We start from the raw sequence: 13227 nt of genomic DNA on the forward strand, positions 1-13227 counted from the left end.
CAACGAAATTAAGTTCTATATCAACGATTGGAGGAGGAATGAATTCTCTATTTGATGAATTTCGAACAATTTGTTCTCATTTAAACCAAGTCGGAATCACTCCGACGCTCATGGGGTCATTGGGGTTTGAATACCGTTCAAATGAAGAATGGGAGCCGTCTGACATCGACATTCATGTGCCTGGAGACCCTAGAGGTTGGGAAGCACCTGATCATCTCAGAATTTATGAGTGGGATAAGATAATGAAAGTGATGAAATACTTAGGCTATGCCTTAATAGATATTCATGAGCATGAATTTCAAAAAGATGGTCTGAGTGTTGAATTTGGGAGTATCGATTCTTTACCTGATTTTGCTGGAGTATCTGAGTCAGATATAGAGTTGATTCATCTCGAGGACATAACGTTTCGTGTTCCAAGTTTGGAACAGTATTTAAGCATTTACAAAGCTTCTTCCCAAGATTCCTATCGAAATGAACACAATAACAATAAGGATTTTAAAAAGATAGAGTGGCTGGAAAGGCATTTGTAAATCATCAATCAGAAAGTAGTAGGTATTAAGACTTACTGCTTTTTTATATTCTCGAAAACAATCCACTCAAAACTACGAACAAGTCTTGAAAATAAAATTTTAAAGTAGTATACTAGAATAACAAAGATGAAAACGTTTGCGTTGCAGATGAATGAAAGTAAATCAGGAGACAGATACAGTGGAATTAACAGCCATTTACCACAGACCGGAGTCGGAGTATGCTTATCTCTATAAGGATAAGATAATGCACATTCGTATCCGGACTAAGAAAGATGATATTGAAAGCATCCATTTGCATTATGGAGATACTTTTATCTTTTTAGAGGATCATTATGAAGCAAGCAAGGCGATGGTCAAAGTAACTTCTGATGCCTTATTTGATTACTGGCAAGCGGAAGTTTCAGTTGGCTATGCGCGACTCCAGTATCTCTTTGAACTCAAGGATAAGCAAGGTCAGAGTATTTTGTATGGCGATAAGGGATGTGTTGAAAACACGCTAGAAAAGCTTCATTATGAAGGAAATGGCTTTAAAATTCCGTATATCCATGAGATTGATGCTTGCCATGTTCCTGACTGGGTAGCAAAGACGGTATGGTACCAGATTTTCCCAGAACGTTTTGCTAATGGGAACCCTGAGATTTCTCCCAAAGGGGCCCTAGCTTGGAATTCCTCTATCAAACCAAAAACGAGTGATTTCTTTGGTGGTGATTTACAAGGCATTATTGATCATCTAGATTACTTGCAAGACTTAGGGGTCACAGGACTTTATCTCTGTCCGATTTTTGAATCCCCAAGCAATCACAAGTATAATACGACGGATTATTTCGAAATTGACCATCATTTTGGAGATAAGAAAACTTTTCGTAAACTGGTGGAGGGGGCCCATCAGAGAGGGATGAAAATCATGCTGGACGCTGTTTTCAATCATATCGGGGATCAGTCTCCGCAGTGGCAGGATGTTCTCAAGCATGGTGAAGATTCCGTTTACAAAGATTGGTTCCATGTTCAAGAATTTCCAGTGACCAAGGATAAGCTGGGTGATCCAAGAAAGCTCCCTTACCATACCTTTGCCTTTGCCAGCTATATGCCCAAGCTCAATACGGCCAATCCTCAAGTGAGGGACTATTTGTTGAGCGTTGCGACCTACTGGATTGAAGAGTTTGATATTGATGCTTGGCGACTGGATGTGGCAAATGAAGTAGACCATCAATTTTGGCGAGATTTCCATAAGGCTGTCTTGGCTAAAAAGCCTGACCTTTATATTCTTGGAGAAGTCTGGCATACTTCACAGCCCTGGCTGAATGGCGATGAATTTCACGCAGTTATGAATTATCCTCTCTCTGACAGTATCAAGGATTATTTCTTGCGAGGGACTAAGAAGACACCTCAATTTATCGATGAAATCAATAGCCAATCTATGTACTATAGACAACAGATTTCGGAAGTGATGTTCAATCTTTTGGATTCGCATGATACGGAGCGCATTTTGACTACTGCCAAGGAAGATGTTCAACTCGTTAAGTCCGCCCTTGCTTGCCTCTTTCTACAAAGGGGGACACCGTGTTTCTACTATGGAACTGAGTTGGAGTTAGGTGGAGGGCCAGACCCAGATTGTCGTCGTGTCATGCCTTGGGACCGTGTTTCCGACAGCAATGAGATGTTGAATTTTATGAAGAAGTTGATTCAGCTTCGTAAGAGTGTCTCAGATATAATCCAGAACGGGACCTATAGACTGAAAGAAATCAAGCCAGATGTGGTATCTCTGGCATGGGATTATGATGGACAAAAAATCCAAGCTATTTTTAACCAATCAAGTGAAAACTATCTTGTAAATCGTGATACTATAGCGCTGGCCAGTCATTGCCAAGAATTGGACCAGCAACTGGTGATTTTGCCTAAAGGTTTCGTCATTCAATAAAAAATAAGATTAAAAAGACTGTAATGAATGGGTGATTCGTGCAGTCTTTTTTTTACTTATGTAGTATAATATAGCTAAGTCAACGATTACTAGCTGCATGATTAGCAAATGGTGTTTAAAATGAAAAAGAGACTTTTAGTCTAGAAGGAGAATTGCATGAAACGAACGAGAAAAGTAGTAGCCTTGGGATTGTGTTTGCCCTTATTTCTTGGATTGGCTGCTTGTCAGCAAAATAATACGAGCACAGACTCTACAAATCAGACACAGACCAGCTCAGATAAAGTTCCTTGGACGGCTTCATATACCAATCTAAACAGCCAGGTAAGTTCCGAAGAGGTCAAATCTCTCTTATCAGCTCACTTGGACCCAAATAGTGTTGAGGCATTTTTCAATCTTGTCACAGACTACAATGCGACTGTCGGCTCCACTGGTTTAAGTGGTGATTTTGCTTCCTTTACAAAGACAGAATACGACGTAGAGAAAATCAGCAATCTCTGGAATCAAAAAAAGGGTGACTTTGTTGGGACCAACTGCCGTATCAATAGCTATGCGCTATTAAAAAATTCAGTCACAATCCCAAAACTTGAAAAGAATGATCAGCTTCTTTTCGTGGATAACGATGCTATCGATAAGGGAAAGGTGTTTGATGCAAAAGATAAGGAAGAGTTTGATATTCTATTTTCTAGGGTGGAGACGGAAGCAACGACGGATGTAAAAGTTCACGCGCAGAAGATGGAAACATTCTTCTCCCAGTTTCAATTCAATGATAAAGCTCGGATGATGTCTGTTGTGTTACATGATAATTTGGATGGAGAGTTTCTTTTTGTCGGGCATGTTGGTATTTTAGTGCCAGCTGATGATGGTTTCTTATTTGTAGAGAAACTGACTTTTGAAGAGCCTTATCAAGCTATTAAGTTCGCGAGCAAGGAAGATTGTTACAAGTATCTATCCACCAAATATGCTGATTACACAGGTGACGGTCTAGCTAAACCTTTCATCATGGACAATGAAAAGTGGGTTGAAGGATATTAAGCTAGGCAGGGGAGAAGTAATATGGAAACAGTAATAGCACTTTTAGTTGTCATTCTTATCGGATTTTGGGCTGTAAACATTCTCAAGCCTCGTAAGACAAGTAAAAAGGAAAGATTTATTGGCTATATGCAACGCTACGATATAGATGGGGAGGGCTATCAGTCAGAAGTCTGGGAAGTGACGGAAGATGAGGATTGGAAATAAGGTGGAGAGACCAAAAAGTATTATGCCTTTTCAAGAAAGGTAACTAGTAAAATCAGTGCTATCCTAAGAAACGAATAGGAGGAAACATTATGGGAATGATTGCTAATTATCGATATCTATCTGACAATGAATTAAGCCAAATAGTGCCAGATTCTCGTCAGGAAGAAGAATTGTTTGACTTAGTAGAGGATTCTACTAAGGAAAATGAGACGTTGATAGATATTGACAAAATGTGGGACGCCTTACTCTTTGTTATGACAGGCTTTAGTAGTTCAGAATTTATGGATGACGATCCTTTGAGAGAAGCTGTATTGGGAGTGACCCCTTTAGAAAATGTGTCAGAATATATAGCCTATACTGAAAAGTCAAAGATAGCTGAGATTGTTCAAGCTTTAGAGAATTTTGACATGGATAGGGCTATGGCAGACTTTAGCATGGAAGCATGCAAGAAGGCAGAGTTATACCCTGACATTTGGGATTATCTTGAAGAAGAGGAAGAAATCAAGGATGATATTCGAATCAGCTTTGTAAAAATGAAAGACTTTTACAAGAAAATCTTAGATCTCAAGGGTAATGTCTTAGTGATTATTTGTTAAGTATTTTTACTATCCATTTAGTCTGTTGAAATACCTAGAAATTGATTATAGAACTTGTGACCTTAATAAATTTTAATTTTTTAGCATGGAGGTTTTAAGAGATGGGAAAAATTGAATGGGACAAGGTAAAGACTCGCTTAGACGCTTTGCTCGTCATTGATGAGTATCAGACAGATCCAGACAAGAACTGGCTTCGATTGATCAGTAAGAGTGAGGAGAGCTATGGGGTTCGTTACCTCATCGACAACGGTTCTGGTGATTCTCTAGATGTGATCTTTACTGATAAAATCATCCTTATAAAGGGCTTTGATCATGAAAGCAGTTTGAGTCAATTTGCTGCGGATGAGTGGAATCAAGACATCATAGACGGATTTTATAAAGGACTGGATGTAAAGTATCAAAACCTATATTCAGAAGAGCAAAAAGATGAAACAACTTTCTTTATCTGGTATGACGGTCAAGAGCATCAAAATACCTACCAAGAGCAGGACGGTGGCGAATGGTTGTTATCCTATTTCTTTGACAGTTTTGAGAAATTTCATGAGTTTGTGACGGATTACTATTCAATTACTGTAGATGAGGATTTACTTAGAAAACTTTACAATCAAGGACAGCTTTCAGAAGTAGAATTGGAGCAGTTGATTCCTACTTTCTGGACTGACTGAGGCTTTTATGAAGCGATAGAGAAAAAGTAAATCATAGCGATTTTAAGCTTATTAAGATGAAAATCAGCTTAGCAAGACCACTAGTCTAAAGGAAGTGAGTTCGGAGGACAAAGAGAAAATTTGTCCTATGCTAACTTGTCCCACTAAATGTAATGGTTGTAGTTCATTTTTCTTATACCTATAACATTTTAAAACGATTTCTTTTTATCGTTAAATACCTTTTTGCGAACAAAAAATGATACTCTTAAAAAAACTTTCACAAAATACTTTACAAGCTCTTGTAAACATGATATAGTTATAAGGCTTAGAAAATGAGATGATGTTTTCTAGCAAATATAAACCCGAGTAAAAAATGCCTACGGACAGGCAGGGTTGAATGCCGAAGCGTGGTTGAAAAGCCACATTATTGATAGGGTTAAAAGCCTACTTTTATAAGTTGATGTTAGGATATTTGTCCTAATTCATAAATTTTTAGTGTGGTGAAAGCACACGTCATCTTGTGAAACGATCAATAAAGTACGTAATATTTGCTACTAGAGAGTTAGGAAACATCAGGAACAGACATACTCAACAGAAACCAAAATACACACGTCAGAAGATTGCAGAGCAGGTGAAAACCTGCTCTTTTTTCATAAGTCAACCTTTAGTCGCCTTTATCTTTTTGAGGTGCTAAAAATACGGTAAAGGAGTATGTCTTGAAGAAGTTAGATCAAAACCAAGCCCCAATTTACGAGGCCTTGGTCAAGCTACGCAAGAAAAGGATTGTCCCCTTTGATGTGCCAGGTCACAAGCGTGGACGAGGAAATCCAGAACTTGTCGAACTATTAGGAGAAAAATGTGTTGGCATTGATGTCAATTCTATGAAACCCTTAGATAATCTAGGTCATCCCATTTCGATTATTCGGGATGCTGAGGAATTGGCAGCGGATGCTTTTGGTGCAGCCCATGCCTTTCTCATGATTGGGGGAACAACCTCATCAGTTCAAACCATGATTCTTTCCACCTGCAAGGCAGGAGATAAGATTATTCTACCGAGAAATGTCCATAAATCTGCCATCAATGCGCTGGTTCTATGTGGTGCCATTCCAATCTATATCGAGATGAGTGTAGATCCTAAAATCGGCATCGCTTTAGGTCTTGAAAATGACCGTGTTGCGCAGGCAATTAAGGAGCATCCAGATGCCAAGGCCATTTTGATTAACAATCCTACTTACTATGGAATTTGTTCAGACCTCAAGGGTTTAACGCAAATGGCTCATGAAGCTGGCATGATGGTTTTAGTAGATGAAGCCCACGGAGCGCATTTGCATTTCACAGATAAACTTCCAATTTCTGCTATGGATGCGGGTGCTGATATGGCGGCGGTCTCTATGCATAAGTCTGGTGGGAGTTTGACTCAGAGCTCCATTTTACTTATCGGGGAGCAGATGAACCCTGAGTACGTTCGTCAGATCATCAACCTGACCCAGTCTACATCTGCCTCTTACTTGTTGATGGCTAGTTTGGATATTTCTCGACGGAACTTAGCTCTTCGTGGTAAAGAGTCTTTTGAGAAAGTCATTGAGCTATCCGAATACGCTCGTCGTGAAATCAATGCTATCGGTGGTTACTATGCCTACTCAAAAGAGCTCATAGACGGTGTGTCGGTCTGTGATTTTGACGTGACCAAGCTGTCCGTTTACACTCAGGGAATTGGGCTAACAGGGATAGAGGTTTATGATCTCTTGCGAGATGAATACGATATTCAGATTGAATTTGGTGATATTGGGAATATCTTAGCTTATATTTCGATTGGTGACCGCATCCAAGACATCGAACGTTTGGTCGGTGCTTTGGCGGATATCAAGAGACTCTACTCAAGAGATGGAAAAGATTTGATTGCTGGAGAATATATCCAGCCCGAGTTAGTGCTGTCTCCTCAGGAAGCCTTTTATTCAGAGAGAAGAAGTTTCACCTTGGATGAATCTGTTGGACATGTCTGTGGGGAATTTGTCATGTGCTATCCTCCAGGCATCCCAATCCTAGCACCAGGTGAACGGATTACACGAGAGATTGTGGATTATATACTATTTGCCAAAGAACGTGGTTGCTCCCTCCAAGGAACGGAAGATCCAGAAGTCAATCACATCAACGTCATTAAGAGAAAGGAGAACTAGATGGATTTATGGTTTTCTGAAGTTCATACTCCAGATGTGAAACTGTCCCTGAGAACAGCTAAGCAACTCTACGCTGGAAAAAGTGAGTGGCAGGATATCGAAGTCTTAGATACGCCAGCTTTTGGGAAAATATTAATCTTAAATGGGCATGTCTTATTCTCAGATGCAGATGACTTTGTCTACAATGAAATGACGGTCCATGTTCCCATGGCTGTGCATCCCAATCCAAAGAAAGTATTGGTTATTGGGGGTGGTGATGGTGGTGTTGCCCAAGTATTGACGCTCTATCCTGAACTAGAGCAAATCGATATTGTAGAACCAGATGAGATGCTGGTTGAGGTTTGCCGAGAATATTTTCCAGACTTTGCTGCAGGACTTGATGACCCTCGCGTCACCATTTACTACCAAAATGGACTGAGATTTTTGAGAAACTGTGAAGATGATTACGATATCATTATCAACGATGCGACAGATCCATTTGGGCATACGGAAGGGCTCTTTACCAAGGAATTTTACGGCAATAGTTATCGCGCTCTTAAAGAAGACGGTATCATGATTTACCAGCATGGGAGTCCCTTCTTTGACGAGGATGAGTCAGCTTGCCGAAGTATGCACCGTAAGGTCAATCAAGCCTTTCCAATCAGTCGGGTTTATCAGGCGCACATCCCAACCAGTCCAGCTGGCTATTGGCTATTTGGATTTGCATCGAAAAAATACCACCCTGTCAAAGATTTTGACAAGGAAGGCTGGAGAAAACGCCAGCTTTTCACAGAATACTACACTGCAAACTTACATGTGGGGGCCTTTATGTTGCCCAAATATGTAGAAGACATTTTAGAAGAAGAGGAAGGAAAAAAATGAGTCGTTTATTAGTTATTGGATGTGGGGGCGTTGCCCAAGTTGCTATTTCAAAGATTTGCCAAGATAGCGAAACCTTTAAAGAAATTATGATTGCTAGCCGTACCAAGTCAAAATGTGATGACTTGAAAGCTAAACTAGAAGGCAAAACAAGTACTAAGATTGAGACAGCTGCTCTTGATGCAGACAAGGTAGAAGAAGTGGTTGCCTTGATTGAAAGCTACAAGCCAGAAGCCGTTTTGAACGTAGCTTTACCATACCAAGACTTGACCATTATGGATGCTTGTTTAGCGACTGGAGTTCACTATATCGACACAGCTAACTACGAGGCAGAGGATACAGAAGATCCTGAGTGGCGTGCCATCTACGAAAAACGCTGCAAGGAACTTGGTTTTACAGCCTACTTTGACTACTCATGGCAGTGGGCTTATCAGGAAAAATTCAAAGAAGCAGGCTTGACTGCTCTGCTTGGATCTGGCTTTGACCCAGGTGTAACCAGCGTTTTTTCAGCTTACGCCCTTAAACATTATTTTGATGAAATCCACTATATCGATATTTTAGACTGTAATGGTGGTGACCACGGTTATCCATTTGCAACAAACTTTAACCCAGAAATCAATCTCCGCGAGGTTTCTGCGCCAGGTTCTTACTGGGAAGATGGAAAATGGGTCGAAGTTGAAGCTATGTCTATCAAGCGTGAGTATGATTTCCCTCAAGTTGGACAAAAAGACATGTATCTTCTTCACCATGAAGAAATCGAATCATTGGCCAAAAACATTCCTGGAGTCAAACGTATTCGTTTCTTTATGACTTTTGGTCAATCTTATCTAACGCATATGAAATGCTTGGAAAACGTTGGTCTCCTTCGTACGGATGCTATTAACTTTAATGGACAAGACATTGTGCCGATTCAATTCTTAAAAGCCTTGCTTCCTGATCCTGCCAGCCTTGGCCCACGCACTGTTGGAAAAACCAATATCGGCTGTATCTTTACAGGTGTCAAAGACGGTGTTGAAAAGACCATCTATATCTACAATGTTTGCGACCATCAGGAATGTTACGCAGAAGTTGGTTCACAAGCCATTTCTTACACGACTGGTGTTCCAGCCATGATTGGGACAAAATTAGTGATGGATGGCTCTTGGAAACAACCTGGAGTCTATAACCTTGAAGAATTGGATCCAGATCCATTCATGGAAGCTTTGAATGAGTATGGTTTGCCTTGGGTTGTGGTTGAAAATCCGCAAATGGTGGACTAATGAAGTTAGAACAAGTACCAACGCCAGCTTACGTCATTGACTTGGCCAAGTTAGAAGCCAATTGCCGTAGTTTACAACAAGTTCAGGAAGAAGCGGGCTGCAAGGTTTTACTTGCTCAGAAGGCTTATTCCCTCTACAAAACCTATCCCTTGATTAGCCAGTACCTATCTGGTACAACTGCAAGTGGTCTCTATGAGGCCAAACTAGCACGAGAAGAGTTCTCTGGGGAAGTCCATGTCTTTGCACCTGCTTTCAAGGATGCAGACTTGGAGGAATTGCTGGAAATAACGGACCATATCGTTTTTAACTCCGAGAGACAATTGCGTAAACATGGGGCTCGTTGTCGAGCGGCTGGTATCAGTGTCGGTTTGCGCCTCAACCCCCAGTGTTCCACTCAAGGAGATCACGCGCTTTATGACCCTTGTGCTCCTGGCTCTCGTTTTGGTGTGACACTTGATAAAATCCCTAGTGATTTGTTGGATTTAGTGGATGGTCTTCATTTTCATACCCTTTGCGAGCAAGGTTCAGATGATTTAGAGACAACTTTGAAAGCAGTAGAAGCGCAGTTTGGTCCTTATTTACATGAGGTAAAATGGCTCAATATGGGTGGCGGACACCACATCACAAGAGACGACTACGATGTGGATTTGCTGATTTCTGAAATTAAACGTATCCGAGAAACTTACAATCTTGACGTCTATATCGAGCCAGGAGAAGCCATTGCGCTCAATGCGGGTTATCTAGCAACGGAGGTATTGGACATTGTAGAAAACGGTATGGAGATATTGGTTTTAGATGCCTCTGCGACCTGCCATATGCCCGATGTACTTGAGATGCCCTATCGACCACCTTTGAGAAATGGCTTTGAGGCTCAGGAAAAAGCCCACACCTATAGACTTTCTTCCAATACCTGTCTGACGGGTGATGTGATTGGCGATTATAGCTTTGAAAATCCAATCCAAATCGGTGATAGACTTTATTTTGAAGATATGGCTATTTACTCCTTTGTCAAAAATAATACCTTTAACGGTATTGGCTTGCCAAGTCTCTATCTTATGAACGAGCAGGGGGACTGCAGCTTAGTCAAAGCCTTCGGCTATCAAGACTTTAAAGGGAGATTATCATGATAGAAACTCCAAAAAAATTAGGCTTTCGTATGCCAGCAGAATATGAACCCCATCATGGTACCCTCATGATCTGGCCGACTCGACCAGGTTCATGGCCCTTTCAAGGAAAAGCTGCCAAAAGAGCATTTACTCAGATCATCGAGACCATAGCAGAAGGAGAAAGGGTTTATCTTTTGGTGGAGCAGGACTATCTATCTGAAGCCCAGTCCTATCTAGGAGACAAGGTCTTTTATTTAGATATTCCGACAAATGATGCCTGGGCGCGTGATACGGGTCCGACTATTCTTGTCAATGATAAAAGAGAAAAATTGGCAGTCGATTGGTCTTTTAATGCCTGGGGTGGTGCTGTCGATGGTCTTTATCAAGATTATGAAGATGATGACCAAGTAGCCAGCCGTTTTGCTGAGGCCTTGGAAATGCCTGTTTACGATGCCAAACCTTTTGTACTGGAAGGCGGAGCAATCCATAGCGATGGTCAAGGAACCATTCTTGTGACTGAAAGTTGCTTACTCAGTCCTGGACGCAATCCCCACCTGTCTAAAGAGCAAATTGAAAACACCTTATTAGAGTGCATTGGCGCTGAAAAAGTTATCTGGCTGCCTTATGGTATTTATCAGGACGAAACCAATGAACACGTTGACAATGTTGCCGCTTTCGTTGGTCCTGCAGAGCTTGTCTTGGCTTGGACAGATGATCAAAATGATCCCCAATATGCCATGTCAGTAGCTGATTTAGAGCTTTTAGAGAAGGAAACGGATGCAAAAGGGCGTCCCTTCACCATTCATAAATTGCCTATCCCTGCAGTTCGACAAGTTGTAACCGAAGAGGATTTGCCAGGTTACATCTATGAAGAAGGTGAAGAGGAGCGTTATGCAGGTGAACGACTAGCAGCTTCCTACGTAAACTTTTATATCGCCAATAAGGCAGTCTTGGTTCCCCAGTTTCAAGATGCCAATGACCAAGTGGCCCTAGATATCCTCAGCAAGTGTTTTCCAGACCGTAAGGTCGTAGGAATACCAGCCAGAGATATTCTATTAGGTGGTGGCAATATCCACTGTATCACCCAACAAATCCCAGAATAGGAGAAAAAGATGAGAAATGTTAGAGTTGCAGCGATCCAGATGCAATGCGCTAAGGATGTAGCAACAAATATCCAAACAGCTGAACGTTTAGTTCGACAAGCTGCAGACCAAGGCGCACAAATCATTCTCTTGCCTGAATTATTTGAACGCCCTTATTTCTGTCAGGAACGCCAGTATGACTACTACCAGTATGCCCAGTCGGTGATAGAAAATACAGCCATTCAGCATTTTAAAGTGATTGCTAAGGAACTACAGGTTGTTCTGCCGATTAGTTTCTACGAAAAAGATGGCAATGTCTTGTATAACTCAATCGCCGTCATTGATGCAGATGGAGAGGTACTTGGCGTTTATCGAAAGACACACATACCAGATGATCATTATTATCAAGAAAAGTTTTATTTTACGCCTGGTAACACTGGCTTCAAGGTCTGGGATACTCGCTATGCTAAGATTGGGATTGGCATCTGTTGGGATCAATGGTTTCCTGAAACGGCGCGCTGTCTTGCGTTGAATGGGGCAGAATTGCTCTTTTATCCTACAGCTATTGGTTCGGAACCTATCTTGGATACAGATAGTTGTGGTCACTGGCAACGTACCATGCAAGGTCACGCAGCAGCTAATATTGTCCCAGTCATTGCAGCCAATCGTTATGGTTTGGAGGAAGTCACTCCTAGTGAGGAAAATGGCGGACAGAGTTCCAGTCTTGACTTCTACGGTTCGTCCTTTATGACGGATGAAACAGGAGCTATTCTAGAGAAAGCTGAAAGGCAAGGAGAAGCTGTTCTGTTAGCGACTTATGACCTTGGTAAGGGAGCAAGTGAACGCCTCAACTGGGGACTGTTTCGAGATAGAAGACCAGAAATGTACCAACGGATTACCGACTAGAAGATAAATTTCATAATAAATTTTTGATATTCACGCCTGTCTTACAAAAATGTAAGATAGGCTTTTTAAATGTAAGATAGGTGTACGATTATACGCGGAAATGTATGCTATACTCTATGTAGATCAAAAAGAAAGAGGTTTATTATGAAAAAATGGAATGCGACACAGTTGAAGTATCTGATGGCGGCAGTAATGGTTCTAGACCATATTCCGCATATTACCGGAATCGTTTCTCCTTTGTGGGAAGGTATCTTTCACGCCTTGACCCGTTGTGTGGGAGTTTGGTTTGCGTATATGGCTATGGAAGGCTTCATCCATACTCGAAATTTGAAAAACTACCTCATCCGTCTCTGGAGTTGGGCGCTTATCATGTTTGCTGGAAATAGCCTTCTCAATACTCTGTTTGCCTCTAAGGGTGTAATGGTTACTAATAATATTTTCTTGACTTTGGCCATCGGTGTCACCATGCTTTGGATTGGTTTTCCCAGAAAAGAGTTGGATAAAAAGGAGAAGTTGTGGCGTCGTATTGGGCTTGCTGGTCTCTTGATTTTCGGTTGTCTTTTTACTGAGGGTGGTATCACCATGCTACCATTTCTCTTGATTAGTTACTCTTGCCGAAATCGCAAGGGATTGCGAAATCTCCTTTATGCTTTTCTCTGGGCCTTCTTGTTAGTGACTTCCATCCAAATTTACGACACTTGGCACCAAACACTGGAAATGATGCTTTTCAATTCTGACTGGCTCTTTGTCACCGTCTTTCCTTTTATGGCCTTGTATAATGGACAGCGAGGAAAAGAAACTAGTTGGAGTAAATATTTCTTTTATATTTTCTACCCAGCTCATCTATGGATTATAGCCTTGATTGCCTATTTGGTTAAGTAACAAAAAAGCAAATAACAGTAATTTCTGTCTATT

General features: G+C 41.2%; 13 protein-coding genes. All 13 read left to right on the forward strand.

The window, feature by feature from the left end; genetic code table 11:
* Positions 1–38: 38 nt before the first annotated feature.
* Positions 39–530, forward strand: coding sequence for a phosphoribosylanthranilate isomerase (locus M1F63_RS04880; RefSeq protein WP_247940857.1), 492 nt, complete (start codon positions 39–41; stop codon positions 528–530).
* Between the two features lie 178 nt (positions 531–708).
* The gene (locus M1F63_RS04885) at positions 709–2448 is read left to right on the forward strand and encodes a glycoside hydrolase family 13 protein (RefSeq protein WP_247940858.1); all 1740 of its coding nucleotides are present in this window, start codon (positions 709–711) and stop codon (positions 2446–2448) included.
* A gap of 156 nt (positions 2449–2604) precedes the next feature.
* Entirely contained in the window at positions 2605–3480 is an 876-nt protein-coding gene (locus tag M1F63_RS04890) for a DUF4300 family protein (protein ID WP_247940859.1), read from the forward strand.
* Positions 3481–3501: 21 nt separating this feature from the next.
* Positions 3502–3684, forward strand: coding sequence for a hypothetical protein (locus tag M1F63_RS04895; protein WP_101800009.1), 183 nt, complete (start codon positions 3502–3504; stop codon positions 3682–3684).
* An 89-nt stretch (positions 3685–3773) separates the two neighbouring features.
* Complete coding sequence (locus tag M1F63_RS04900; protein WP_247940860.1) at positions 3774–4280, forward strand: YfbM family protein; 507 nt, start codon at positions 3774–3776, stop codon at positions 4278–4280.
* 101 nt (positions 4281–4381) lie between these two features.
* The gene (locus M1F63_RS04905; RefSeq protein WP_247940861.1) at positions 4382–4945 is read left to right on the forward strand and encodes a hypothetical protein; all 564 of its coding nucleotides are present in this window, start codon (positions 4382–4384) and stop codon (positions 4943–4945) included.
* Positions 4946–5640: 695 nt separating this feature from the next.
* Positions 5641–7101 carry an aminotransferase class I/II-fold pyridoxal phosphate-dependent enzyme gene (locus tag M1F63_RS04910; protein ID WP_247940862.1) on the forward strand — a complete coding sequence of 487 codons (1461 nt, stop codon included), beginning with the start codon at positions 5641–5643 and terminating at the stop codon, positions 7099–7101.
* Positions 7102–7962 carry a polyamine aminopropyltransferase gene (gene speE, locus M1F63_RS04915; protein ID WP_000366719.1) on the forward strand — a complete coding sequence of 287 codons (861 nt, stop codon included), beginning with the start codon at positions 7102–7104 and terminating at the stop codon, positions 7960–7962. It abuts the gene before it with no gap.
* The gene (locus M1F63_RS04920) at positions 7959–9218 is read left to right on the forward strand and encodes a saccharopine dehydrogenase family protein (RefSeq protein ID WP_247940863.1); all 1260 of its coding nucleotides are present in this window, start codon (positions 7959–7961) and stop codon (positions 9216–9218) included. Before speE ends, M1F63_RS04920 begins: the two co-directional genes overlap by 4 nt.
* On the forward strand, positions 9218–10345 hold the full coding sequence (gene nspC, locus M1F63_RS04925) for a carboxynorspermidine decarboxylase (protein WP_247920676.1): 1128 nt from the start codon (positions 9218–9220) through the stop codon (positions 10343–10345). The genes M1F63_RS04920 and nspC overlap by 1 nt, the downstream gene beginning before the upstream one ends.
* Positions 10342–11427, forward strand: coding sequence for an agmatine deiminase (aguA, locus tag M1F63_RS04930; RefSeq protein WP_247940864.1), 1086 nt, complete (start codon positions 10342–10344; stop codon positions 11425–11427). The genes nspC and aguA overlap by 4 nt, the downstream gene beginning before the upstream one ends.
* Before the next feature lie 9 nt (positions 11428–11436).
* Entirely contained in the window at positions 11437–12312 is an 876-nt protein-coding gene (gene aguB, locus M1F63_RS04935; protein WP_247940865.1) for an N-carbamoylputrescine amidase, read from the forward strand.
* A gap of 144 nt (positions 12313–12456) precedes the next feature.
* Positions 12457–13194, forward strand: a complete 738-nt coding sequence (locus tag M1F63_RS04940; protein WP_247940866.1) for a TraX family protein — start codon at positions 12457–12459, stop codon at positions 13192–13194.
* Positions 13195–13227 lie beyond the last annotated feature (33 nt).

The organism is Streptococcus oralis (assembly GCF_023109155.1).
Classification (GTDB): Bacteria; Bacillota; Bacilli; order Lactobacillales; family Streptococcaceae; genus Streptococcus; species Streptococcus oralis_BZ.

Coding starts and splice junctions, on each gene's coding strand:
- M1F63_RS04880 (WP_247940857.1), top strand. CDS start 39: ATGAATTCTCTATTTGATGAATTTCGAACAATTTGTTCTCATTTAAAC.
- M1F63_RS04890 (WP_247940859.1), top strand. CDS start 2,605: ATGAAACGAACGAGAAAAGTAGTAGCCTTGGGATTGTGTTTGCCCTTA.
- M1F63_RS04895 (WP_101800009.1), top strand. CDS start 3,502: ATGGAAACAGTAATAGCACTTTTAGTTGTCATTCTTATCGGATTTTGG.
- M1F63_RS04900 (WP_247940860.1), top strand. CDS start 3,774: ATGGGAATGATTGCTAATTATCGATATCTATCTGACAATGAATTAAGC.
- M1F63_RS04905 (WP_247940861.1), top strand. CDS start 4,382: ATGGGAAAAATTGAATGGGACAAGGTAAAGACTCGCTTAGACGCTTTG.
- speE (WP_000366719.1), top strand. CDS start 7,102: ATGGATTTATGGTTTTCTGAAGTTCATACTCCAGATGTGAAACTGTCC.
- M1F63_RS04920 (WP_247940863.1), top strand. CDS start 7,959: ATGAGTCGTTTATTAGTTATTGGATGTGGGGGCGTTGCCCAAGTTGCT.
- nspC (WP_247920676.1), top strand. CDS start 9,218: ATGAAGTTAGAACAAGTACCAACGCCAGCTTACGTCATTGACTTGGCC.
- aguA (WP_247940864.1), top strand. CDS start 10,342: ATGATAGAAACTCCAAAAAAATTAGGCTTTCGTATGCCAGCAGAATAT.
- aguB (WP_247940865.1), top strand. CDS start 11,437: ATGAGAAATGTTAGAGTTGCAGCGATCCAGATGCAATGCGCTAAGGAT.
- M1F63_RS04940 (WP_247940866.1), top strand. CDS start 12,457: ATGAAAAAATGGAATGCGACACAGTTGAAGTATCTGATGGCGGCAGTA.